The sequence below is a fragment of the Actinomadura sp. NBRC 104425 genome, from assembly GCF_030269545.1.
GTDB classification, from domain to species: Bacteria; Actinomycetota; Actinomycetes; order Streptosporangiales; family Streptosporangiaceae; genus Spirillospora; species Spirillospora keratinilytica.
The window spans coordinates 473,472-497,118 of record NZ_BSTN01000001.1 but is presented as its reverse complement, the minus strand read 5'-3'; the positions used below and the strand labels follow the sequence as shown (position 1 = coordinate 497,118).

Annotated in this window: 25 protein-coding genes and 1 pseudogene; 14 read left to right on the top strand and 12 right to left on the bottom strand. The window is 72.5% G+C overall.

Annotated elements, in window-relative coordinates; genetic code table 11:
- The first annotated feature begins 203 nt into the window (after positions 1-203).
- On the top strand, positions 204-932 hold the full coding sequence (locus QSK22_RS02275; protein WP_285492207.1) for a GbsR/MarR family transcriptional regulator: 729 nt from the start codon (positions 204-206) through the stop codon (positions 930-932).
- A gap of 216 nt (positions 933-1,148) precedes the next feature.
- On the opposite strand, the gene QSK22_RS02270 is transcribed toward QSK22_RS02275, so the two are convergent.
- Positions 1,149-1,952, bottom strand: a complete 804-nt coding sequence (locus QSK22_RS02270) for a crotonase/enoyl-CoA hydratase family protein (RefSeq protein WP_285492206.1) — start codon at positions 1,950-1,952, stop codon at positions 1,149-1,151.
- A gap of 143 nt (positions 1,953-2,095) precedes the next feature.
- On the opposite strand from QSK22_RS02270, the gene QSK22_RS02265 reads away from it, so the two are divergent.
- The 6 genes from QSK22_RS02265 (at position 2,096) to QSK22_RS02240 (ending at position 9,009) form a co-directional block, all read left to right on the top strand.
- A complete protein-coding gene (locus tag QSK22_RS02265) occupies positions 2,096-3,661 on the top strand; it encodes an acyl-CoA synthetase (RefSeq protein WP_285492205.1) in 1,566 nt (521 codons plus the stop codon).
- On the top strand, positions 3,651-4,580 hold the full coding sequence (locus QSK22_RS02260; RefSeq protein ID WP_285492389.1) for a Zn-ribbon domain-containing OB-fold protein: 930 nt from the start codon (positions 3,651-3,653) through the stop codon (positions 4,578-4,580). The genes QSK22_RS02265 and QSK22_RS02260 overlap by 11 nt, the downstream gene beginning before the upstream one ends.
- Positions 4,581-4,603: 23 nt before the next feature.
- Positions 4,604-5,644, top strand: a complete 1,041-nt coding sequence (locus tag QSK22_RS02255) for a thiolase family protein (protein WP_285492204.1) — start codon at positions 4,604-4,606, stop codon at positions 5,642-5,644.
- Positions 5,637-6,794 (top strand): thiolase family protein, encoded by a 1,158-nt coding sequence (locus QSK22_RS02250; RefSeq protein WP_285492203.1) that lies wholly within the window; start codon positions 5,637-5,639, stop codon positions 6,792-6,794. Before QSK22_RS02255 ends, QSK22_RS02250 begins: the two co-directional genes overlap by 8 nt.
- A 23-nt stretch (positions 6,795-6,817) precedes the next feature.
- Positions 6,818-8,413, top strand: coding sequence for an acyl-CoA synthetase (locus tag QSK22_RS02245; protein WP_285492202.1), 1,596 nt, complete (start codon positions 6,818-6,820; stop codon positions 8,411-8,413).
- A gap of 110 nt (positions 8,414-8,523) precedes the next feature.
- A complete protein-coding gene (locus QSK22_RS02240; RefSeq protein ID WP_285492201.1) occupies positions 8,524-9,009 on the top strand; it encodes a MarR family winged helix-turn-helix transcriptional regulator in 486 nt (161 codons plus the stop codon).
- On the opposite strand, the gene QSK22_RS02235 is transcribed toward QSK22_RS02240, so the two are convergent.
- The 11 genes and pseudogenes from QSK22_RS02235 to QSK22_RS02185 form a co-directional block, all read right to left on the bottom strand.
- Positions 9,006-9,599, bottom strand: a complete 594-nt coding sequence (locus QSK22_RS02235) for a TetR/AcrR family transcriptional regulator (RefSeq protein ID WP_285492200.1) — start codon at positions 9,597-9,599, stop codon at positions 9,006-9,008. The genes QSK22_RS02240 and QSK22_RS02235 overlap by 4 nt on opposite strands.
- Positions 9,600-9,630: 31 nt before the next feature.
- Positions 9,631-11,790, bottom strand: a complete 2,160-nt coding sequence (locus QSK22_RS02230; RefSeq protein WP_285492199.1) for a YhgE/Pip domain-containing protein — start codon at positions 11,788-11,790, stop codon at positions 9,631-9,633.
- Positions 11,787-12,071: a hypothetical protein gene (locus QSK22_RS02225; protein ID WP_285492198.1), complete on the bottom strand. Its 285-nt coding sequence runs from the start codon at positions 12,069-12,071 to the stop codon at positions 11,787-11,789. The genes QSK22_RS02230 and QSK22_RS02225 overlap by 4 nt, the downstream gene beginning before the upstream one ends.
- Positions 12,072-12,130: 59 nt before the next feature.
- Positions 12,131-12,481: pseudogene (locus QSK22_RS02220) on the bottom strand (ATP-binding cassette domain-containing protein); the annotation flags it as partial.
- A gap of 175 nt (positions 12,482-12,656) precedes the next feature.
- Positions 12,657-13,304, bottom strand: coding sequence for a Uma2 family endonuclease (locus tag QSK22_RS02215; RefSeq protein WP_285492197.1), 648 nt, complete (start codon positions 13,302-13,304; stop codon positions 12,657-12,659).
- A gap of 167 nt (positions 13,305-13,471) precedes the next feature.
- A complete protein-coding gene (locus tag QSK22_RS02210) occupies positions 13,472-14,353 on the bottom strand; it encodes a hypothetical protein (protein WP_285492196.1) in 882 nt (293 codons plus the stop codon).
- A gap of 108 nt (positions 14,354-14,461) precedes the next feature.
- On the bottom strand, positions 14,462-15,232 hold the full coding sequence (locus tag QSK22_RS02205) for a hypothetical protein (RefSeq protein ID WP_285492195.1): 771 nt from the start codon (positions 15,230-15,232) through the stop codon (positions 14,462-14,464).
- 163 nt (positions 15,233-15,395) lie between these two features.
- The gene (locus QSK22_RS02200; RefSeq protein ID WP_285492194.1) at positions 15,396-16,076 is read right to left on the bottom strand and encodes a hypothetical protein; all 681 of its coding nucleotides are present in this window, start codon (positions 16,074-16,076) and stop codon (positions 15,396-15,398) included.
- A 342-nt stretch (positions 16,077-16,418) separates the two neighbouring features.
- On the bottom strand, positions 16,419-17,093 hold the full coding sequence (locus QSK22_RS02195; RefSeq protein WP_285492193.1) for a TetR/AcrR family transcriptional regulator: 675 nt from the start codon (positions 17,091-17,093) through the stop codon (positions 16,419-16,421).
- 108 nt (positions 17,094-17,201) lie between these two features.
- Positions 17,202-18,392 (bottom strand): lipid-transfer protein, encoded by a 1,191-nt coding sequence (locus tag QSK22_RS02190; protein WP_285492192.1) that lies wholly within the window; start codon positions 18,390-18,392, stop codon positions 17,202-17,204.
- The gene (locus tag QSK22_RS02185; protein ID WP_285492191.1) at positions 18,389-18,856 is read right to left on the bottom strand and encodes a Zn-ribbon domain-containing OB-fold protein; all 468 of its coding nucleotides are present in this window, start codon (positions 18,854-18,856) and stop codon (positions 18,389-18,391) included. The genes QSK22_RS02190 and QSK22_RS02185 overlap by 4 nt, the downstream gene beginning before the upstream one ends.
- A gap of 177 nt (positions 18,857-19,033) precedes the next feature.
- On the opposite strand from QSK22_RS02185, the gene QSK22_RS02180 reads away from it, so the two are divergent.
- From QSK22_RS02180 to QSK22_RS02150, 7 genes are all read left to right on the top strand, one after another.
- Entirely contained in the window at positions 19,034-19,801 is a 768-nt protein-coding gene (locus QSK22_RS02180) for an SDR family oxidoreductase (RefSeq protein ID WP_285492190.1), read from the top strand.
- Between the two features lie 54 nt (positions 19,802-19,855).
- A complete protein-coding gene (locus QSK22_RS02175; RefSeq protein ID WP_285492189.1) occupies positions 19,856-20,809 on the top strand; it encodes an LLM class F420-dependent oxidoreductase in 954 nt (317 codons plus the stop codon).
- A 122-nt stretch (positions 20,810-20,931) separates the two neighbouring features.
- Entirely contained in the window at positions 20,932-21,219 is a 288-nt protein-coding gene (locus QSK22_RS02170) for a Fe-S cluster assembly protein HesB (protein ID WP_285492188.1), read from the top strand.
- Positions 21,220-21,428: 209 nt separating this feature from the next.
- Positions 21,429-21,560, top strand: a complete 132-nt coding sequence (locus tag QSK22_RS02165; RefSeq protein ID WP_285492187.1) for a hypothetical protein — start codon at positions 21,429-21,431, stop codon at positions 21,558-21,560.
- A gap of 57 nt (positions 21,561-21,617) precedes the next feature.
- Positions 21,618-22,271, top strand: a complete 654-nt coding sequence (locus tag QSK22_RS02160; protein ID WP_285492185.1) for an MBL fold metallo-hydrolase — start codon at positions 21,618-21,620, stop codon at positions 22,269-22,271.
- Complete coding sequence (locus tag QSK22_RS02155) at positions 22,268-22,945, top strand: HAD family hydrolase (RefSeq protein WP_285492184.1); 678 nt, start codon at positions 22,268-22,270, stop codon at positions 22,943-22,945. The genes QSK22_RS02160 and QSK22_RS02155 overlap by 4 nt, the downstream gene beginning before the upstream one ends.
- A gap of 151 nt (positions 22,946-23,096) precedes the next feature.
- Complete coding sequence (locus QSK22_RS02150) at positions 23,097-23,300, top strand: PspC domain-containing protein (protein WP_285492183.1); 204 nt, start codon at positions 23,097-23,099, stop codon at positions 23,298-23,300.
- Positions 23,301-23,647 lie beyond the last annotated feature (347 nt).

Below are 23,647 nucleotides of genomic sequence, written 5' to 3'. Positions count from 1 at the left end.
TTTCCAAATATGTACAACAACAGCTTCGCGTCTGTGGCGTGTCTATGCAGGCAAAGACGCTGTAATCGTTGCAACGGTCTGCAATTCAATGCAACGCATGGGTGCTCTTTCGTTGCAATGCAGTGACGGTGAACGCTATGGTGCGGGCGTCAGGGAACACCGAGCGGCGCCATGGACGACCCGTGGGGCATGAAAGGGGCGTCATGCCGGGAGGCAGGCTCACCCAGCAGGAGCGGCGGCAGATCGCGGTGGGGCTGGCCGACGGGCTGGCCTACGCCGAGATCGCCCGCCGCCTCGGCCGTCCGACCTCCACGGTCACGCGTGAGGTGATGCGCAACGGCGGCCCCACCGCCTACCGCGCCGACCTGGCCCACCACGCCACCCGGCGCCGCACGCGTCGGCGCGGGTCCGCCGCCTCCCGGGGCGCGCGGCCGGAGCCGCTGCCGCACGGACGCGACGCCGAGGCGGTGCGCGCGTTCGAGGAGGTGCTGACCAGCGTCTTCATGGCCACGGGCACGCCGAGGATGACGGCCCGGGTGCTGGCCTGCCTCTACACCACCGACTCCGGCAGCCTCACCGCCGCCGAACTCGTCCGGCGCCTGCAGGTCAGCCCGGCGTCGGTGTCCAAGGCGATCGCCTTCCTGGAGGAGCAGGGCCTGGTCCGCCGGGAGCGCGGCGAAGGCCGTCGCGAGCGCTATGTCGTCGACGACGACGTCTGGTACCAGTCGATGATCGCCAGTGCCCGGTCTCTCGCCCAGGTCGCCGAGACCGCACGGCAGGGCGTCGGCATCCTCGGCCGCGGCACCCCGGCCGCGGCCCGCCTGGAGGGCGCCGCCCGCTTCCTCGATTTCGTCGGCGAGAGCACCGCCCGCGCCGCGGAGCAGGCCCGGGAGGTGCTCCACACCGCAACGGTCCCGGCGGCCGCAGACTGAACCGACCCCCGATGCGGCGGTTCAGGCGCCGTGGTAGGTGAAGGGCGGGGGCGCCGCAGCTGTTGCCGTCGGGAGCGCGGAGCACGTCCCAGCAGTGTTCGGCGACATGGCGGGGCAGCCATGCCTGCGGGTCGTTCATGAGGCGGGCGAAAACCGGCGGCGCCCGCGTGCAGCAGGCGGGTGCACCGGGAAAACGGGTGCGGGGGCGCGGCGGGGTCAGTGGCCCTTGTAGACCGGGGGGCGCTTCTCGCGGAAGGCGCGGGTGCCCTCCTTGGCGTCCTCGGAGCCGATGACGGGCCAGCCGATCTCGTCGGAGATTTTGAGGGCCGCGGACTCGGGCAGGTGCTCGGTCTCGCGGTACACGCGGAGGATGGCCTGGACGGCGAGCGGGCCGCAGGCGGCGATCTGGTCGGCCAGCTCGCGGGCGGCGGTCAGGGCGCTCCCGGACGGGACCACCTTGTTGATCAGCCCCATGGCGAGCGCCTCCTGCGGGGTGACGGAACGGCCCGTCAGCAGGATGTCCATGGCGTGGGCGTAGCCGATCTGGCGGGGCAGGCGGATCGCCGCGCCGCCCATCGGGAACAGGCCGCGCCGCGCCTCGTACAGGCCGAGCGTGGCGTCCTCGGCGACGACCCGCAGGTCGGTGCCGATGAGCAGTTCGGTGCCGCCCGCGACGGCGTAGCCCTCGACGGCGGCGATCAGCGGTTTGGTGGGTCGGCCGTCGCGCAGCAGGCCCTTCCAGTGGAAGTCGGGGATCTGCCGCATGCGCTCGGCGACGCGCGGGTCGGACGGCGGGGCGCCCATCGCCTTCAGGTCGGCGCCGGAGCAGAAGTGGCCCTCGGCGCCGGTGAGGATGCCGACGCGGACCTCGGGAGTCTCGGAGATGTAGGCCCAGGCTTCGGCGAGGCCGACCAGCATGGCCGAGCTGAGCGCGTTGCGGGCCGCGGGCCGGTTCATGGTGACGGTCACGACGTGGCCGTCCTGCTCGACCGTGCAGTGCTCGGTGGAGATGGGCAGCATGGTTCCCTCCTAAACGAGAACGGATTCTAGTAACAAGATCGGCGCGCCGACAGGGCTTGATCGGACAAATGAGAACGTGATCTACTTTTTTCGCCGGGCGTCCGCGTCCGGGGTGGACCGAGGCGATCACCGAGGGAGAACCGATGGGATCGTTGGGCTTCTGGCGGCTGGCGCAGGCCGATCCCGGGTGGGTGGCGGCCGTCGATCCGGACGGCACCGAGTACACCGCCGGCGAGCTGCTGGCACTGGCGAACCGGCTCGTCCACGGGCTGCGCGGGCTGGGGCTGGGCACCGGCGACGGCGTGTGCGGGCTGGTGCCCAACGGGGTGGACGGCCTGGTGCTGTACCTGGCGGCGCTGCAGGCGGGCTGGTACTACACGCCGGTCAACTGGCATCTGACCGGCCCGGAGATCGGCTACATCGTCGCCGACAGCGAGGCCAAGGCGTTCTTCGTCCACGAGCGGTACGCGGGAGAGGGCGCGCGGGCCGCCGACGAGGCCGGGCTCGACCCGGAGCGCAGGTTCGCGTTCGGTGACGTCCCCGGTTTCCGCCCCGTTGGGGAACTGGTGGACGGGCAGCCGGGCACCCTGCCCGCCGACCGCAGCAACGGCGCCACCATGCACTACACGTCCGGGACGACCGGGCGGCCCAAGGGCGTGCGGCGCGCACTGGCCGGTATGGACCCCGATGACAGCTACGAGCTCCAGACGTTCCTGCTCACGCTGTTCGGCATGACACCGGGGCGTCCCGCCGGGGGCACGCCGCAGGCGCACCTGGTGACCTCGCCCAACTACCACACGGCGGTCACCCAGTTCGGCGGCTGCGCCCTGCACATGGGGCACACCCTCGTCTACATGGACCGGTGGGACGCCGAGGAGTGCCTGCGCCTCATCGACAGGTACTCGATCACCAGCACGCACATGGTGCCGACGCACTTCAAACGGCTGCTCTCACTGCCGGAGGACGTGCGCCGCCGGTACGACGTGTCGTCGATGAAGTGGGCGATCCACGCGGCGGCGCCGTGCCCGGTGCCGCTCAAGCAGAAGATGCTCGACTGGTGGGGCGACTGCATCTGGGAGTACTACGCCGCCACCGAGGGCGGCGGGACGATCGCGAGCCCGGAGGACTGGCGCAAGCACCCCGGCACGGTCGGCAAGGCGTGGCCGATCAGCGAGCTGCTGATCGTGGACGACGACGGCGTCGAGGTTCCCCGCGGCACCCCCGGCACGATCTACATGAAGATGGCCGGGGTCGACTTCGAGTACAAGGGCGACCGGGAGAAGACCGAACGCAACCGGCTGCGCGGCTACTTCACCGTGGGCGACGTCGGATACCTCACCGACGACGGGTTCCTGTTCCTGTCCGACCGCAAGGCCGACATGATCATCTCGGGCGGTGCCAACATCTACCCCGCCGAGATAGAGAACGAGATCATCCTGCATCCCAAGGTCGCCGACGTCGCCGTGTTCGGCATCCCCGACGAGGAGTGGGGCGAGCAGATCAAGGCGGTGGTCGAGCCCGCCCCCGGCGTCGAGCCCGGGCCCGCCCTGGCCGAGGAGATCCTGCGGTCCCTGGAGGGACGGCTGGCGCGGATGAAATGGCCCAGATCGATCGACTTCATCGACGCGATGCCGCGCGAACCCAACGGCAAGCTGCTCAAGCGCAAGCTGCGCGCCCCGTACTGGGAGGGCCGTGAGAGTGTCATCTGAGGCCGCACATGTTGTGGAGTTCCCCGGCGGTTACACGCGGTCGGTGGGGCCGGTCATCGGACGGTTCCTGACCGAGCTGCGCGACGGCCGGCTGGTGGGGGTGCGCACCGCGGGCGGCCGGGTGCTCGTCCCGCCCGCCGAGTACGACCCGGACGACGGCGAGGCCGTGACCGGCGAGTTCGTCGAGGTCGGCCCCGCCGGGACGGTGCGGAGCTGGTCGTGGGTGCCCAGGCCGCGCCCCGCGCACCCGCTCGACCGCCCGTTCGCGTGGGCGCTGATCCAACCCGACGGCGCCGACACCGCCCTGCTGCACGCGCTGGACGTGGGCGTGTTCGAGGAGGGCGCCGACCCGCCGCGCTTTTTGAAGACCGGCATGCGCGTGCGGCCCAAGTGGCGGCAGGAGCGCACCGGATCGATCGGAGACATCGAATGCTTCCGCCCCGAGGTCACGCTGATCAACGCGCCGACGCGGCTGGAGTACCGGCTGCGCCCCGGCCGCGCCCTCGACCGGTTCCTGCAGGGCATCGCCGAAGGCCGCATCCTCGGCCACCGGTGCCCGGAGTGCGGGCAGGTCATCGTGCCGATGAAGGGCCTGTGCCCGCGCGACGGCGTGCCGACCACCGAGGAGGTGCAGGTCGCCGACACCGGCACCGTCACCACGTTCGCCGTCAACAACCTGCCCGACCCGCGCGCCCCCGAGGTGCCGTTCGTGTCGGCTTACGTCCTGCTGGACGGCGCCGACCTGACGATGCTGGCGCTCGTCGCCGGGATCCCCGCCGACCGGGTCCGCATCGGCATGCGCGTCAAGGCCGTGTGGCGGCCGCGCGAGGAATGGGTTGCGTCCATGGACAACATCAAGTGGTTCGAGCCCCTCGACGAGCCCGACGTCCCGTACGAACGCATCAAGGACTACGTGTGAACCCGCGGCCCGGAGGCGAGGCCATGAACACCGAGATCGCGGTCGTCGCGTTCGCGCAGACGCGGCACTCCGCGCAGGACGGCGGGCTGACCGAGGTGGAGATGCTCGCGCCCGTCATCGGCGAGATCAAGCAGCGCACGGGCCTGGACAGGTTCGGCTTCACCTGCTCGGGGTCGTGCGACTACCTGGTGGGGGCGCCGTTCTCGTTCGTGTCGGCGCTGGACGCGGTGGGCGCCTGGCCGCCGATCTCCGAGAGCCACGTGGAGATGGACGCGGCGTGGGCGCTGTACGAGGCGTGGGTGCGGCTGCGGCACGGCGACGTCGACACCGCGCTGGTGTACGGGTTCGGCAAGGGCAGCCAGGGCGTCCTGCCGGAGATCTTCACCCACCAGCTCGACCCGTACTACCTGGCGCCGCTGGGCGTCGACCAGGTGTCGCTGGCGGCGGTGCAGGCCCGCGCGTACCTGGAGCGGGCGGGTGCCAAGGAGGACGACCTGCGCGCCGTCGCCGCCAGGTCGCGGGCGGCGGGCCGCGACAACCCGTACGCGCTGCACCTGCCCGACCCCGGCGACGAAGGCTACGAGGTGGCGCCGCTGCGGCCCTACGACATCGCGCCCGTCACCGACGGCGCGGCGGCGATCGTGCTGGCCGCCGGCGACAGGGCACGCGAGCTGTGCGAACGCCCCGCATGGATCACCGGCATCGACCACCGCGCCGAGGCGCACTCGCCGGGCGCGCGGGACCTGACGCGGTCGGAGTCGGCGCGGACCGCCGCGCGCAAGGCGGGCGCCGAAGACGTCCAGGTCGCCGAGCTGCACGCCCAGTTCAGCCACGAAGAACTGATCCTGCGCGAGGCCCTCGGCCTGGACGACTCGGTGGCGGTGAACCCGTCCGGCGGGGCGCTGTCGGCGAACCCGGTGATGGCGACCGGCCTCATCCGCATCGGCGAGGCCGCCGCCCGCATCCACGACGGGTCGGCCACGCGTGCGCTCGCCCACGCCGCGTCCGGCCCGTGCCTGCAGCAGAACCTCGTGTGCGTCCTGTCGGGAGAGACCAATGGGTGATCCGTGCGCCGTCATCGGGGTGGGGCAGACCGCATACAAGACCAGGCGCCTCGACGTGTCGGTGGCCGGGCTGGTCCGGGAGGCGGCGCGGCGCGCGCTCGACGACGCGGGCCTGACGTGGAAGGACATCGACGCGGTCGTCATCGGCAAGGCGCCCGACCTGTTCGAGGGCATGGTGATGCCCGAGGCGTACCTGGCGGACGCGCTCGGCGCCCGCGGCAAGCCCATCATGCGGGTGCACACCGCCGGGTCGGTGGGCGGCAGCACCGCGATCGTCGCGGCGGGCCTCATCCAGGCCGGGGTGCACGAGCGGGTGCTGACGGTGGCGTGGGAGAAGCAGTCGGAGTCCAACGCCACGTGGGCGCTGACGGTCAGCACGCCGTTCTCCGCGTCGCTGGTGGTGGGCGCGGGCGGCTACTTCGCCCCGCACATCCGCGCGTACATGCGCAGGTCGGGCGCGCCCGACCACATCGGCACGCTCGTCGCCGTCAAGGACCGGCGCAACGCGCTGAAGAACCCGTACGCGCACCTGAAGATCCCCGGCATCTCGCGGGAAATGGTCGAGTCCACGCCGATGCTGTGGGAGCCGATCCGCTACCTGGAGACCTGCCCGTCGTCCGACGGCGCCTGCGCGATGGTGCTGGCGAGCGCGGACGCGGCGAAGGCGGCGCCGAACCCGCCCGCCTGGGTGCACGGCACCGCCATGCGCTCCGAGCCGATCTTCTTCGCCGGACGCGACACGGTGAACCCGCGGGCCGGCCGGGACTGCGCCGCCGACGTCTACCGGCAGGCCGGGATCACCGACCCGCGCCGCGAGATCGACGTGGCCGAGGTGTACGTGCCGTTCTCCTGGTATGAGCCGATGTGGCTGGAGAACCTGGGCTTCTGCGGCGAGGGGGAGGGCTGGAAGCTCACCGAGGCGGGCGCCACCGCGCTGGACGGCGACATTCCCTGGAACGCCTCGGGCGGCGTGCTGTCGTCCAACCCGATCGGCGCGTCCGGGATGATCCGGTTCGCCGAGGCCGCGCTGCAGGTGCGCGGCATGGCCGGGGAGCACCAGGTGGACGGCGCGCGCCGCGCCCTCGGCCACGCCTACGGCGGCGGCGCCCAGTTCTTCTCGATGTGGATCGTCGGTTCCGACCAGCCCTGAACCGCCCCGCGGGAGGCGCCCCGATGGAGTTCAACCACGCCGATCTGTTCGAGGGAGTCGCCGACGCGATCGGGGAGCGCGTCGCGCTGGTGTGCGCCGGCCCCGATGGGGACGGTCCCCGCCTCACCTACGCCGAGCTGGACGCGCACGCCAACCGGCTCGCCCACCACCTGGAGGCGGCGGGGGTGCGGGCCGGGCAGCACGTGGGCGTCCAGCTCTACAACTGCCTGGAGTACGCGGCCGCGATCCTGGCCGCGCTGAAGATCCGCGCCGTGCCGATCAACGTCAACTACCGGTACGTGGAGAACGAGCTGCTCTACCTCTACCGCGACTCCGACATGGTGGCGCTGCTGTACGACGTGGAGTTCGAGGAGCGGGTGGCGGCGACCGTGCCGCGGGTGCCGGCGCTGCGGCACCTGATCGCCGTCGGCGGCCCGCCCGAGATCGCCGGGGCGGTGGCCTACGACGAGGCGCTGCGCGGCCGGCCGCAGACGCGCGGGTTTCCGCCGCGTTCGCAGGACGACACCTACATCATCTACACCGGCGGCACGACCGGCATGCCCAAGGGCGTGATGTGGGGCATGAAGGACATGCTGCTGGCCTTCTACAACCCGACGCAGCCGCGTCCGGAACGCCCCGAGGACGTGGTGGAGCAGGCCCGGTCGAGCGGCCCGCTGGTGATGATGCCGGTGGCGCCGCTGATGCACGGCGCCGCGCAGATGGCCACGTTCATCGGCTGGTTCATGGGGGCCACCATCGTCTACCTGCGGCGGTTCGACCCGGACGCGGTGTGGCGGACGATCGAGCGGCAGAAGGTGAACTCGCTGACCGTCACCGGCGACGCGATGGCCCGGCCGATGGCCGACGCGCTGGCCCGCGGGTCGTACGACACCTCCTCGCTGCTGGCGTTCGTGTCGACCGGCGCGATCCTGACCGGGGCGGTGCGCGAGCGGCTCGGCGAGCTGCTGCCGAACGTGGTCATCATGGACCGGTTCGGGTCCACCGAGTCGGGGTCCACCGCCGAGGCCGTCGCGGGCTCCACGCCGGAGAAGGGGCTGCGTTTCACGGCGGACGTGGACGACCTGGCCGTGCTGGACGACCGGCTGGAACCCGTCAAACCGGGGTCCGGTGTCATCGGGCAGGTCGCGCGCACCGGGCACATCGCGCGCGGCTACTACAACGACCCGGAGAAGACCGCCCGCACGTTCCCGGTCGTGGACGGCAGGCGGTGGCTGCTCACCGGTGACATCGCCACCGTCGAGGCGGACGGCAGCATCGCGGTGTTCGGACGCGGCTCGCAGGCCATCAACACCGGCGGGGAGAAGGTGTTCCCGGAGGAGGTCGAGGCCGTCCTCAAGGGGCATCCGAAGGTGTTCGACGCGGTCGTCGCCGGCGTGCCGGACGAGCGCTGGGGGAGCCGGGTCGCCGCCGTCGTCCAGCCGTACGGCGGGCAGCGGCCGACGCCCGGGGAGCTGGACGCGCACTGCCGGGCGAACCTGTCGGGGTACAAGGTGCCGCGGACGTACGCGTTCGTCGCGGAGATCAAGCGGTCGCCCGCCGGCAAGGCCGACTACCGTTGGGCCCGGCAGGTCGCCGAGGCGGCCGACCGGTCCCCTTGATCCGGTCGGGCGGGCAACGGGGATCCGCCGAGCGGCTAGGATGGCGTCACAGGAGTGGCTCTCACTAAGAGTCTCTCGCTATCCGAGTTTTCGGTGGATGAGGTGACGGCGTGTCGACCCCGGAGCGCTACCGGTTGGAGCGCGAGCTGCAGGAGGCCACCCAGCGCAGCACGATGTGGACGGTGCTGCTGCACCACGCCACCGCGTCCAAGGCGGGCCTGAACGTCACCGACGCGCAGGCCATCAACGCGCTCGTCCTGGACGGCCCGCAGACCCCCGGACGGCTCGCCCAGCTCATGGGCATCACCACCGGCGGCGCCATCACCGCCGTCATCGACCGGCTGGAGAAGGCGGGCTGTGTCAAGCGCACCCGCGACCCCGACGACCGCCGCCGCGTCATCGTCGAGCCGGTGCCGGAGAACGTGGCGCGCCTGTCCCGCTACTTCGAGCCCATCGGCCGCCGCTTCAGCGAACGCGTCGCGCACTGCTCCGACGAGCAGCTGCGGTTCCTGCTCGACTGGGTGCGCGGCATGAACGCCGCCATGCCGGACGTCGTCGAGGAGATCCGCAACCTGGAGGACCGACCCCGCAACTAGCCCGCCGGGGCCCCGCCGGCGATGCGTCCGCGCAGCAGGTCCACGAGGGTGGCGTGCACGTCCTCCAGCGGCCGGCCCGGCTCCAGGGTCCGCCAGTGCAGCGCGACCGTCAGCACCATGCCGAACACGGCGGCCGCGGCCGTCTCGACGTCCAGGTCGGCGCGCAGGTCGCCGGCGGCCACCGCCGCGCGCAGCACGTCCGCGACGACGCCGATGGCGCGCTCGCGGATCAGCAGCGCGGCCTGGTGCCAGGCGCCGCCGCCCGACCGCCACGCCTCGGCGATCAGCAGGCGGGCGAACGGCTCGTGCTCGCCGATGAACGCCAGCTCCGCGCCGACCACCGCGTCCAGCGCGTCCAGCGGCGCCCGGTCCGCGGCGGCCTCGCGCAGGCGGGCGCCCAGCCGTTGCACGCCGTAGTCCAGCAGCGCCGTGAACAGCGCCGCCTTGCTGCCGAAGTTGTAGTACACGGTGCCCTTGGCGACACCGGCGCGCTCGGCGATCTGGTCGACGGTGGTCGCGGTGAAACCGTGCTCGGCGATCAGCTCGACCGCCGCGGTGAACAGCCGCTCCCGGGTCGCCGTCCGGCTCATCGTTCCTCGCTCCCGCCCGTCCGTCGCCGCGTCACAGTTTCAGCGCGGGGTGCAGCCGCTTGACCGTCCACACCCGGTTGTGCCGGGCGGCCAGGGCGGTCAGCGCCAGCCCTGCGACCAGGAACGCCGCCAGCACGGCACCACCCTGCCACACCGCGGCCGCATCGCCGCCCGCGATCAGGTGCCGGACGGCGCGCACCGCCCACGGCATCGGCAGGTACGGCTGGACCGCCTGGAAGAACCCCGGGCTCGTCTCGATCGGGTAGGTGCCCGCGGCCGAGGTGAGCTGCAGCATCAGCAGCGCCAGCGCCGCGATGCGCCCCGCCGGGCCGAACTGCGCGTTCACCCACTGGATCACGGCCAGGAACGCCGCCGAGGCCAGCGACAGGAACGCCACCAGGCCGGCCCAGTGCCGCGCGTGCAGGCCCAAGCCGAAGTGCAGCACCGCCAGCACGACGCCGACCTGCCCGATCCCGATCGCCACGGCGGGCAGCCACCCGGCGAGCGCCACCCGCCAGCCCGGCGCCGTGCCCGCCAGCGCCCGCGGGTTCAGCGGACGCAGCAGCATGTAGACGACCATGCCGCCCACCCACAGCGCCAGCGGCACGAAGAACGGCGCGAAACCGGTGCCGTAGTTGGCGACCTTGTTGTCGTTGGTGCCGGCCAGGCGGACCGGGCTGCTCATCATGTCGGCGCGGGCCCGCCGCTCGTCCTCCCCGTACGCGGGGACCCGGCCCGCGCCCTCGTGCAGGCCGTCGGCCAGCTCGCGGTTGCCGTCGGAAATCTGCGCCAGAGCCGTCCCCAGATCGACCGCGCCGCCCGACAGCCGTCCCAGCCCCGACTGCAGCTCCCCCGCGCCGCCCGACAGCGCGCCCAGACCGCCGGTCAGCCGGGACGCGCCCGACAGCAGTTCGCCCGTGCCGTCGTTGACCTGCGCCGCACCGGCCGCTGCCTGCGCCGCGCCCTGGCCGAGCCGGTCCACGTCACGCCGCGCCCTGTCGATGCGGTCGGCCAGCGCCGGCGCGTCCGCGGCGATCTTGCGCGCCGCGCGCTCCACGGACCTGGCCTGCGCGGCGACCTTGCGCAGGTCGCCGGTGTGCGTGCGGACGTAGGAATCGACCTGCCGGGCCACGGCCACCACCTCGGCGGCGGCCTGCCGCAGCTCCCGCCGGATGCCCGCGGGGATCTCGGGGTGCTCGCGGAGCGTCCGCTCCAGGTCGGCCTGCGCCTGCTCGGCGCGCCGCACGGCCTGCCCGGTCCGCGCGGGGAGCGCGTCGGCGGCGTCGGCGAGGGCGTCGGCGGCGTCGGCCACCGCCAGCGCGCCGCGCCGGATCTGCGGGGCGTTCTCGCGCAGCACCGGGACGGCCGCGTCGGCGGCCTGGTCGACCCGCGTGACGAGCTGCTGCACGCCCGCGTTGAGCTGCCGGTTCCCTTCCGCGAGCCGACGGGTGCCGTCGTGCAGTTCGTCCAGGCCCGAGGTGAGCCGGCGGCTGCCCGACTGTGCCTCGCCGATGCCGTTGCCCAGCTTCCCGGCGCCCTTTTCGGCTTCGCGTGCGCCCGCGGCGAGCTTGTCCGCACCCTGTTCGGCCTGGCCCGCGCCGTCGGCGAGCCGGCCCGCCCCGTCGGCGGCCTTGCCCAGCTCGCCGTGCAGCTTCCCGAACGACACGAAGATCTGGTCGAGGTAGCCGCGGGTGGCGTCCCCGCCCGCCGCCGCACTGATCTCCTTGAACGCCGACTCGGCCAGCGTGCCGATGACGTAGTTGTTGGCGTCGTTGAGCTGCAGCCGCAGCGCCGCGGGGGTGGGCGTGCCGTCGCCGGACGGCGCGGCGATCCGCGCGCTGAAGTCGGACGGAATCGTCAGCGCCATGTAGTAGCGGCCCGACCGGACGCCCTCGCGCGCCTCCCGCGCGTCCACGGTGCGCCAGTCGAACACCCGGCGCCGCTTGAGCTCGGCGGCCAGGTCGGCGCCCGCGTGGACGGTCCGGTCCCCGGCCTTGGCCGGCCTGTCCTCGACGACCAGCGCGACCGGCACATGGCTCAACCGGGCATACGGATCCCAGAACGACCACAGGTACAAACCGGCGTACAGCAGCGGCAGCAGCACCAGCGCCGCCAGAGCGATGCGGGTGAGCCGGTTGCGCTGGAACCGCCGCAGCTCCAGCCCGGCCGACGACACGGCGGGCATCCTCATAGCAGCGCCTCCTTGCGGAACTCCGAGAGCCGCACGACCTGGGCCGATCCCTCGGCGGGCGCGGCGTCATGGCAGGCCGCGACGATCGTGACGCCCGAACCGGCGAGCGCGTGCAGCCGCCGCCACAGCCGGCGCTGCCGCTCGAACGGCAGGCCCTCGTCGACGTCGTCCAGCAGTAGCAGGCCCGGCCCGCCGACCAGCGCGAGCGCGGCGCCCAGCAGCACCGCCTGCTCGGGCGCCAGGTCGGCCGCGAGCGTGCGCGGCGCGACGTCCAGGTCCACACCCGCTCCAGCGCCCGCCGGATGCGCGCCTCCCGGCCGCGCCACCGGCCCAGCAGCCCCTCCCGCAGGTCGAGCGCCTCGCTCACGTGCTCGCGGACGGTCAGCGCGGGATCGAGCTCGTTGACGCCCGGCACCACGCCCAGCGCCGTCCGCCGCCGCATCTCGCCCGGGCCGCGCCGCCGCCCGCCGAGCAGGACGGCGCCCGACGCGGGTTTCATCCGCCCGCCGAGGGTGAGCAGCAGGGACGTGCGACCGGAGCCGGCGGCCCCCGCGACGGCGGCCAGCCCGCCCGCCGGGACCTCCAGGTCCACGCCGTGGAACACCCAGCCGCGCGGCCCGCGCACCGACAGGCCCCTGGCCTCGACGGCGAGCCCCCCGGCCGGGCGCCCGCCCGTCGGCTCCGATGTCATGACGGCTTCCCTCCGAGCGTTTTTGAACTGACCAGTCAGTGCAATTTAACGCCGGACGGCGCCCGCCCCGTCCCGATCAGCCGGTGAACTCGGCCACAGGCACACGACAACGCCCGCCCGGCGAGCCGGACGGGCGTTCTGCTGCGGAACCGGTCGGCCGACGTGAGGCGGCCGGTCAGTCGACGCCTTCGTCGAGTTGCTCCCACGTCGCGGTGACCGCGAAGGGGGCCAGTGCGTCGATCGCCAGGTCGAAGCTGTCGCTCTCGCGGTGGGTGATGTGCGACGAGTACGTCCCGTCCGATGCGAGCTTCAGCGTCTCGATGCTGACCGCCGGACCGTCGTCTTCGGCCATCCGGACGATCCAGTAGTGCGGTATGCCGAACCGCGCGTAGTCGGCGCGCTTCTCGATCAGGTCCGCGGTCACCGTCGTGGGAGAAACCACCTCGACGACCAGCAGCGTATCGCCGACCATCGGCTTTCTCTTCCAGCGACCCCGCGGCTCTTTGACACAGCGGTAGACGATGACGTCCGGCCGCTTGTAGTGCAGCGGCACCTCTGAGACCAGCATGTCGACGTCGCGGTTGACGCGCAGACACGGCTCCTTGTGGCGCCGCTTGGCCTCCCCGTCGAGCAGTGCCCTTTCGACATTGCGGGCGATCGCGTTGTGGTTGGGAGACGCCGCCTCGCAGTGGATGATCATCCCATCCCGGATCTCCACATGCCTCGCGATCTCCTCGGGCATGGAGAGGTAGGCGTCCATGTCGACGGGAAAGGCGTAGGTCTTCGGTGAAGCCCAGTCGAAAAATGGCGACGATTCCGACAACGCCGTCTCCCCTGGTCGATGCCTGTCCGCCCATCGTATGCCAGCGAAAGGAGCCGGGGCCGCTTTACCGACCGACGGGCCCGCCGCCGGTTGCGGCGCTTCGACCGTCGCGGCGGTGCCCCCGCCGGGGAGGGGACGGCGGGAGCACCGCGGGGAGGAGGAGCGCGTCAGCGGGCCTGCTCGGCCTTGGCCTCGATCTTGGACTGGGCAGCGCGCACCTTGGCCATACTCGTGTAGGCCGAGGTTTCGCTGTAGCCGCGGAACTTGGCCATCGTCTCGAAGACGGCGGTGGCCGTGCCCGCCTTGGCGGGCAGCCCGGCGCGGAAGTCGGCGATGCCGTTCAGCAGCCCCCACGGGCCGCAGCCCGTCGACTTCGGCACGCTGAAGGCGTTGTCGACCACCGTGGAGGTGAACACGGTCGGGTCGTCGGGGTGCGGCTCGATGCCCCGGCCGGTGATCGGCTTGTTGGGCGCCGGCGGGTTGGTGGTGCCGAAGGTGAGGTTCAGCGTGATCGGGTCCTTGTCGGAGCCGATGTAGCAGGAGTCGCCGAGCAGCGGGTTGATGTTCTTGATCTTCAACCGCATCCGGTAGATGGTGTTGGGGTCGTCCTCCGGGCTGACCTGCGGGTCGCCGGCCAGCTCCGTCTTGGCGTGCAGCTCAAGGAACGGCAGCACGTCGGAGCCGGGGATGCCGAGCACCCCGCCCGACACCTTCAGCGGCTCCCCCTTCAGCGGCCGGAACACGAACTTCTGCTCCAGGGTGACCGGGTCGAAGCCGTTGGCGTAGGTGAGCGAAAGCGGCTTGTCGATCTTCTGGTCGATATTGCCGAACTGGAGCCGACCGCCGGTGATCACCACGACCGTGCACAGCCAGAAGTTCGGGTCGGCGCCCTCGGGCAGCTCGCTGAGCGAGGGGCAGTCGTCCAGGTTCACCTCCGGCGGGATCGGCGTGGCCTCGGCGCTCGCGGCCGGCGCCGTCGCCACCAGCGCCGACGCGGTGATCGCGGCGGCCGCCGCCGCGGCCCGCCACCGGTGGAACGGTCTTGTCATCTGTGCTCCAAAGGTGTCGTGGCCCGCACGCCCCTGGCCGGGACGCGCGGGCCGCAGGCGCGGGCGTCCCGCGCCGGTTCCTGTGCGTTCAGCGGGGAAACTCTGGTGTCAGCTCCGCAGCTCGGTGTACGGCTTGGAGCTGACGTACTGGTTGAAGATCGCCGCGTTGTGCCCCGCCGCCGCGGGCAGCCCCGCGTACAGGTTGACCGCCCAGTTCAGCGATCCGCCCGCGCCGCACCGGCTCGCCGCGGGCACGGCGAAGGCGTTGTCCACCACGGTCGTCTTCAGCACGAGCGGGTCGTCCTGGACGACCTCCGGCGGGGAACCGGAGATCGGCTTGTTGGGCGCCGGCGGGTTGGTGGTGCCGACGGTCAGGTTGAGCTTGATCGGGTTGGCGTCGGTGCCGATCGAGCAGCTGCTGCCGAGCAGCGGGTTGATCACGCCGACCTTCAGGTTGAGCTGCACGTTGCCGTCCTTGAGCCCGACCGACCCGGCGTAGCGCGGCTGGGCGTAGATGGCGGTGAGGAACGGGTCGCCGAAGATGCCCGGCTGCACCAGCATCCGGTCGGCCTTGAACCCGCCGAAGACGACCTTCTCCTCCAGGGTGACGGGGTCGAAGCCGTTGGCGTAGGTCAGCGTGATCGGCTCGGTGATCTTCTGGTTCAGGCTGCCGAGTTGGAACGTGCCGCCGGTGGTGATCGCCACGTTGCACAGCCAGAAGTTCGGGTCGGCGCCCTCGGGCAGGTCGGGGCAGGCGGCGAAGCTGAAGTCGGGGATGTCCTCGGCCGCGGCGGGCGGGGCGAGGACGCCGCCCGCCAGCCCGGCGCCGAGCAGCAGGCCGGACGCCGTCGCCAGCAGGCGCCGCAGGGATGATCTCATGCGTGCTCCACGGGACTCGGGGTGGGGGAGGGAAGGGAGGGGACGGGCCGCCTCGCGGGGAGGCGGCCCGTCCGTCACGGGACGTCCGCGGTGCGGCCGTCACATCGGTTGCGGGACGCGGTCACGGGGGCCGCGTCCGTCCCGGGGATGGCCGACGGATCGGTCAGGATCCGCCCCCTGGGCCGACCTGCAGGTTCGCGTTGCTCGGGTACGCCACGATCTGGAAGTCGCCGTTGGCGGACACCGAGGCCGGGCAGCGGGGGTCGGGCGCCGGGCTGGTCCGCCGCTGCAGCGACTGACCGGCGAGCTTGCCCCGGCCCGGGCTGTCCTTGGTCGCGTTGAACAGGTCCAGCACCAGGGGAGTGGACGTGGACAGGCCGTAGTGGCAGGTCAGCGAGATGCCCAGGGTGGGCAGGTCCAGCACGGCCTGGATGTGGACGGTGGGGTTCGGCGCGAAGATGGTCAGCGTCGCGTCCCGGCCGCCCGACACGGGCGCGTAGTCGACCTGCCCGCCGCTGTAGGGCAGGTCGAGGGCGGTGATCGTGGTGGTGCCGCTCCGGTTGTTGGTGCAGCCGGACAGCGCGACGTTGTCGAGCCTGCCGCCGGTGCCGTCGGAGTTGACGTAGGCGTCGAGGGTGCTGCTGGTGCAGGTGGTGACGATCGTGCCGAGCGCGCTGACTCCGCTGAGGGTGACGTTGCCGACGTTGGTGGCGCGCACCTCACCGCTGTAGGGGGTGCCGTCGGTGGTGGTGATCTTCGCGGAGGCGAGTGCGGCGGTGGCGGACGCGATCACGAGCGCCGAGGCGCCCAGGGTGGGGAGAGCGAGTCTGCCGAACTTTTTCATTCCTGCCTCACTTCGGCTGACGGAATGGGGGACGAGAACGATCGCCCGGAACGGTCTGGGCCCGCGGCCGTCCCGGTGATCGGGGGCATTGGGACAGAATCATGAATGCCGGTGTTTATCAAGCGTCCGCTACTGGCGGGTAAGTTGGCGGCTCCATTTGTTCGGGCGCTAATCCGGATTCGTGTCCGGGCGTTATCGGTGACGGTCCGCTGTGCGGTGCGTCACGTACCGTGCGGCGCCGCAGGTCGCGATGTGGCCTCCGTCACGCCCTTTTCGGGCATGCCTGTTCCCGCCGTGTGCGTGACCTGTCCGCAAGCGGCCAGCCCCCTGTCCGGGCGCGGGTCACTGGGCGGGAGCCGCGCCGGGGCCCCAGCGGTCGGGGTCGGGGACGGCGAAGGCGGCCAGCAGACCGGTGAGCAGGCGGGGGAGTTCGGCGGTCTCGCCGCGGCGGATGCGGGTGTAGGCGACCTCGTAGATGCCGCCGACGATCGTCTCGGCCAGCAGCTCCGGCTCGGGGTAGTGGGGGAGCAGCTCCCGCATGTTGTCGACCACGACCTGGGCGAACGCCTGCTTGGCGGCGTCCCGGCGAGCGGCGGCGGCCGGGCCGGCGGCCAGGCACTCCACGATGCAGGTGCGTGCGGCCAGCGGTTCGGCCGCCAGGAACTCCAGGAAGGCGGCCAGGCCCGCGCGCAGCCTGCCATGGGCGTCGGTCTGGCCCCGGTAGGCGCTGGTGACGTGTTCCATCAGCCGTTCGACGGTCGCGTCGTAGGCGCGGAGGAAGGCGTCCTCCTTGTTCTTGAAATGCACGTAGAACGTGGCCCGGGAGACTCCGGCGCGGGCGATGATGGCATTGACGGTGAGCTGGGCGTAGCCGGCCGTTCCGGTGACCTCGATGACGGCCGCGACGATGCGGGCCGTCTGGTGCTGGGCGACGTAGTCGCGGGACAGGTGGTGCCGTCCGGAGGGCAGCCTGGCCGGGTCCCGCGCCCGCCCGGCGCCGCCCTTAGCCTCGGTCATGTCTCTCCGCCCCGCACCGGCCCTGTCCGGCGATCTTCTCATGCCGGGCGGGGCGGCGGGCAGCCGCGCACCGGGCCGCGGTGGGCCCGGCGGGGTTCAGCGGGGGCTCTAGCGGACGGCGATGACGGCCGAGCCGTGTCCGAACAGGCCCTGGTTGACGGCCAGGCCCACGCGGGCGCCCTCCACCTGGCGGCCGTCGGCGCGGCCCCGCAGCTGCCAGGTCAGCTCGCACACCTGCGCGATCGCCTGCGCCGGGACGGCCTCGCCGAAGCACGCCAGCCCGCCGGACGGGTTGACCGGCACCCGGCCGCCCAGCGCGGTGGCGCCCGAGCGCAGCAGGTGCTCGGCGCCGCCGGGCTCGCACAGGCCGATGTCCTCGTACCAGTCCAGCTCCAGCGCCGTGGACAGGTCGTACACCTCGGCCAGCGACAGGTCCTCGGGGCCGACGCCCGCCTCCACGTAGGCGGCGTGGGCGATGGACGCGCGGAAGGGCCGGTCCGGCGGCGGGGCGGCCAGGGCCGAGTCGGTGGCGAAGTCGGGCAGGTCCGGCACCGTCTTGGGGAAGGTCGGCGTGACCGTCGCCAGGCCGGCGATCCGCACCGGGGACGCGACGCCCCGCGAGCGCGCGAAGTCCATCGAGGACAGCACGAGGGCGGCGCCGCCGTCGCTGGTGGCGCAGATGTCCAGCAGCCGCAGCGGGTCGGCGACCACGGGGGAGGCGGCGACCTCCTCGGCGGTCACCTCCTTGCGGTAGCGCGCGTAGGGGTTGGCGAGCCCGTGCCGGGCGTTCTTGACCTTGACGGCGGCGAAGTCGTCGGGCGTGGCGCCGTGCACGGCCATCCGGCGCCGGGCGTACAGGGCGAAGTACACCGGGTTGGACGCGCCGAGCAGCCGGAAGCGCAGCCAGTCGGGGTCGCCGGGGCGGTCGCCGCCGACCGGCCGGAAGAAGCCCTTGGGAGCGGCGTCGGCCCCGACCACGAGCGCCACGTCGCACAGGCCGGCGAGGATCTGCGCGCGGGCGGCGTTGATCGCTTGGGCGCCGGACGCGCACGCCGCGTACGAGCTGGACACCCGCGCGCCCGACCAGCCGAGCGCCTGGGCGAAGGTGGCGCCCGCGACGAAGCCGGGGTAGCCGTTGCGGATGGTGTCGGCCCCGGCCACGTACTGGATCTCCGGCCAGGTCAGCCCGGCGTCGGCGAGCGCCGCGCGCGCCGCGACCAGGCCGTACTCGACGAAGTCGCGGCCCCACTTGCCCCAGGGGTGCATGCCCGCCCCGAGGACGGCGACGTCGGTGCTCATGCCCGCCTCCCGCTCGGCCGCCACATCCAGACGGTGTACTGCGCCTCGTCGTCCTCGTACAGGACGCCCTCGGTCAGCTCGACCTCCATGCCCACCGCCAGATCGGCCGTGGTGACGTCCGGGACGACCTGGCCGAGCACGATCATCCGCTCGGCCTCCAGTTCCACGGCCGCGATGGCGAACGGGCGGAACGGGTCGGCCGCGACGTACGGAGGCGGGGGTGTGTAGCGGGCGTCGGTGTAGGACCAGATCCGCCCGCGCGGGGACAGCGCGTGCTCCTCCAGTTCGGAGCCGTCCTTGGGGCCGCCGCAGCCGGGGTTGCGGCAGGCGAGGTCGTTGCGGGGGAAGTAGGGGGTGCCGCAGGCGGTGCACCGGGTACCGAGCAGCCGGACGCCCGGTCCGTCCGGAGCGTCCCCGGTGGTGAACCAGCCTGCGACGGCCGGACGCCGCTGTTTGGTGCTCACCGCCGAAGCTTAACAAGCAAGCGCCCGTTCAAATCAAGGGCGCCGGCCGGGCGGACGTCCCGACCCGGACGCCCCCGGGTCTAACTGACTGGTCAGTCACTTCGCTACAGTGACAGGAAACCGAGTCGGATTCGGCCGCTACGGCGATCGTCCGTCACCGAGCAACGAGGAGTGCGCATGCGGACCGGACTGGAGGGAAAGACCGCGCTGGTCACCGGGGCGTCCCGGGGCATCGGCAAGGCCATCGCGACCGCGCTGGCCGCCGAAGGCGCCAACGTCGTACTGTCCTCGCGCAAGCAGGACGCGCTGGACGCGGTGGCCGAGGAGATCAAGGCGGCGCACCCCGGCGTCGGCGTGCTGGCCAAGGCCGCGCACGTGGGCGACGCCGACCAGGCCGCCGCCTGCGTGGACGCGGCCGTCGCCGAGTTCGGCGCCGTGGACGTGCTGGTCAACAACGCCGGCACCAACCCCTACTTCGGCCCCATGGTCGACATCGACCAGGCCCGCGCCGACAAGACCGTCCAGGTCAACCAGTTCTCCATCGTCCAGTGGACCGGCCTGGTCTGGAAGCGGTCGATGAGCGAGCGCGGCGGCGCGATCATCAACATCGCCTCGGTCGGCGGCCTGGTCACCGAGCACGGCATCGGCTACTACAACGCCACCAAGGCCGCCGTGATCCACCTCAGCCGGCAGTTCGCCATGGAGCTGGCGCCGAAGGTGCGGGTCAACTGCATCGCGCCCGGCCTGGTCAAGACGCATCTGGCCCGCGCGCTGTGGGAGAACAACGAGGAGCAGATCAGCAAGTACATGCCGCTCGGCCGGATCGGCGAACCCGAGGACATCGCCGGCGCCGCGGTGTTCCTGGCGAGCGACGCCGCCTCCTGGATGACCGGCCAGACCCTCGTCATCGACGGCGGGTCCAGCATCCGCCCCTCCATCGCCTGACCCCGACAGCGCCTGACCCGGCACCAGGCCGGAACCGCCGGAAAGGAGACGCACATGTCCCGCTGGGGCCTGACCATCCCGATGACCGGGGTGCCGCTGGCCGAGCACCGCGAGATCGTCGCCGGGCTCGCCGACCTCGGCTACACCGACGTCTGGTCCGCCGAGACCAACGGGGCCGACGCCTTCACCCCGCTGGCGCTGGCCTCGCAGTGGGCGCCGCGGCTGCGCCTGGGCCCGGCGATCGTGCCGGCCTACACGCGCGGCCCCGCGCTGCTGGCCCAGCACGCCGCCACCCTCGCCGACCTGGCGCCCGGACGGTTCGTGCTGGGCATCGGCACCTCGTCCGACACGATCGTGCAGCGCTGGAACGGCATCGCGTTCGACGAGCCGTACAAGCGGGTCCGCGACACGCTGCGCTTCCTGCGCCGCGCGCTGGCGGGCGAGAAGGTCACCGAGGACTACGCCACGTTCTCCGTCAAGGGCTTCCGGCTGGAGAAGGCCCCGGACACCCCGCCGCCGATCGTGCTGGCCGCGCTGCGCCCCGGCATGCTGCGGCTGGCCGCCCGCGAGGCCGACGGCGCCATCACCAACTGGCTGTCGCCCAAGGACGTGCGGACGGTGCGCGGAGTGATCGGCGACGAGCCCGAGTTGATCGCCCGGCTGTTCGTCTGCCCCACCGCCGACGCCGACGAGGCCCGCCGCGTCGGCCGCTGGATGATCGCCGCGTACATGACCGTCCCGGTCTACCGGGCGTTCCATGAGTGGCTGGGCCGCGGCGAGGCGCTCGCCCCCATGAACGAGGCGTGGGCGGCGGGCGACCGCAAGAAGGCGCTGGAGGTGATCCCGGACGAGGTGGTGGACGACCTGATCGTGCACGGCCCGCCCGAGGCGTGCCGGGAGCGGATCCGCGAGTACGTCGACAACGGGCTGACCACGCCGATCGTGGCGGTCGTGGGCGGCGGGCTGTCGCCCGCGGAGGCGGTGCGGGCGCTGGCACCCGGCTCCTGACCTGGATATTCGGCGCGGCGACGTTTACCGGGGCGGATGACCGGGGAGGGTGGGGCGAACAGGTCCGCGGGGCTCTGGTCCCGCCGACCTGCGGCCAGAAACCGAGACGTGAGGAGCCCATCGTGCTCACGCTGACCAGTGGGGCCGTCCAGGTCATCCGCACCGTGACCGCCGACCCCGAACTGCCGCCGGAAACCGGGATCCGCATAGAGTCCGGTGTCGACGGCTCGGACGCCCTGCGCCTGTCGGTCGCGTCCGCCCCCGAGGAGGGCGACCAGATCGTCGAGGAGGAGGGCGCCCGGGTCTACCTTGAACCCGTCGTGGCGCGGCTGCTGGACGACAAGACCCTGGACGCGCAGGTGGACGCGCAAGGCGAGGTGGCGTTCACCCTCGCCCAGGCGACCGCCTGACCACTCCCGTCCCAGGGGCCCGCCGGGACGCCGCCGCGGGTGCGGCGGTGCGTCGTCCTGGTCCCACCCCGCTCGACCAGGAGAACGGCGGAGCATGCGCCGGGGCGCCGGTCCGGCTGCGGCCGGACGGCGCCCCGGCGTCTGTCATGCCCTGCCTTGTGTCTTCTGTGACGTGTCTTCTGTGACATGTCTTCTGCGACACTGGCCGGGTGGGCCGAAGCAGACCGTCGTGGCGCGACCAGCCGCGCGGTCTTGCCTGCGCGGTCGTCGCCGCGTTCGTCCTGCTCACCATGGTCGCGTTCGGGCTGGCGATCGGCGCGTTCGTCGCCGCCCTCACCTGAGTTTTCAGGCGGCGGGGCGGAACGACGGGCATGGGGCCGGCGTGAAAAAATGAGGCAATGCGTCTCACCAAGTTCGGACACGCCTGCGTGCGGATCCAGAAGGACGACCGGACCCTCGTCATCGACCCCGGGGCGTTCACCCCGGAGGCCGACGCCGCCCTGACGGGCGCGAACGCGGTCCTGATCACCCACGAGCACCCCGACCACTTCGACGCCGACCGGCTGCGCAAGGCCCTCTCCGACGACCCCGCCCTCCAGGTGTGGGCGTCCCGCGTCGTCGCCCGCAGCCTGGCCGACCTCGGCGGCCGGGTGCACGAGGTGGGGCATGGCGACGCGGTGACGGTGGCGGGCTTCGACGTGCACGTCTACGGGGAGGACCACGAGATCCTGCACCCGGACGTCCCGCCCATCCCCAACGTCGGCTTCCTCGTCGACGGGGAGGTCTTCCACCCGGGGGACGCGCTGACCGTCCCCTCCGAGCCCGTGCCGACCCTGTGCCTGCCCGGCAACGCGCCCTGGATGAAGGTTCCGGAGATGTACGCCTACCTCCGCGAGGTGCGGCCGGAGCGCGCGTTCGTCGTGCATGACGGGCTGCTCAACGACGTCGGCCTGAACGTGATGATGAAGCACGTCACCACCGCCGGAGAGGAGGCGGGCAAGGACTTCCGCCGCCTCGCCCCCGGCGAGTCCGTGGAGCTCGGCTCGTCGTGAAGCCCATCGAGGCGGTCTTCTTCGACATCGGCGAGACCCTCATCAACGAGGGCGAGATCTACGGCCGCTGGGCCGACTGGCTGGGCGTGCCCAGGCACACGTTCCTGGCCAAGCTCGGCGCGGTGCTGGCCACCGGCGGAGACTACGCCGACCTGTTCTCCTACTTCCGCCCGGGGTTCGACCTGGCCGCGGAGGAGAAGAAGCGGGCCGAGGCGGGGGTGCCCAACGGGTTCGGCCCCGACGACCTGTATCCCGACGCGCGCGCGTGCCTGTCGGCGTTGCGCGCGCAGGGGCTGTACGTGGGCGTCGCGGGCAACCAGCCCGCCGAGGCCGCCGGGCGGTTCGCCGCCCTGGGGCTGGAGGCGGACGTGGTCGGCATCTCCGCCGTGTGGGGTGTGGAGAAACCGTCCCGGGAGTTCTTCGACCGGTGCGCCCAGCACGCCGGTGTGCCGCCCGCGCACGTGCTGTACGTGGGGGACAGGATCGACAACGACGTGCGGCCCGCGCTCGCCCACGGGATGCGGGTCGCCTTCCTGCGGCGCGGCCCGTGGGGCCACATCCAGCGCGACGACGACGCGCTGCGCCGCTGCCAGTTCGTCCTGGACGACCTGGCGTCCCTGCCCGGTCTCGTCGCCGCGCAAAATGACGGCGGCGGCCGGACCGTCGTCCCGTAGGGGTCGTCCCCTAGTCCGCGGGTAGGGGGCGAGGACAGGCCGTACGGCCGATCCGGACCGGGACGCCCCGTTCGTAGCGTGGTGGACGTGGCCCGCAGACGGCGGGGCACCCGGCCCCACCGGCCCGGTTCCATCGACAGGGACGAAGACAATGGAAGGTCTCTACCGCCCCCGCCGCGGACGGATGATCGGCGGAGTGTGCGCCGGGCTCGCCCGCCGGTTCCAGATGAGCCCGACGACGGTCCGGCTGCTGGCAGTGCTGTCGTGCGTGCTGCCCGGCCCGCAGTTCGTCGTGTACCTGATCCTGTGGGTGATGCTGCCGAGCGAGGACAAGCACGCGGCCCGCGCCCACTGACCCGCCCCCGGCACCGGTCGGCCCGGCACCGGTCGGCCACGAGGCGGGCGGCGGCCATGGAGTCCGAGTCTCGCCCGCGCGGTGCCGCCCGGCGACGCCCCCGTCCAGGTCGCCGAGACCCCGCGCGGGCGGAAGAGTCCCCCCGTGCCATGGCCGCCGCCCGCCCTCGATCCGGCCGCGTTCCCCGGTTTCCCGATTCCTGTGGCACTCTCCCGCGGCCAGGACCGATAGGAGTTTCTAGCAGGCCGCGGGCCGCGGCGATCTCGATTCGCCGTCATTTTCTCCTGGTCATTTGGGGTGATCTCCCGGCCATTTCGCCGCGCTTGGACCCGGACGTCCCGCAGTGT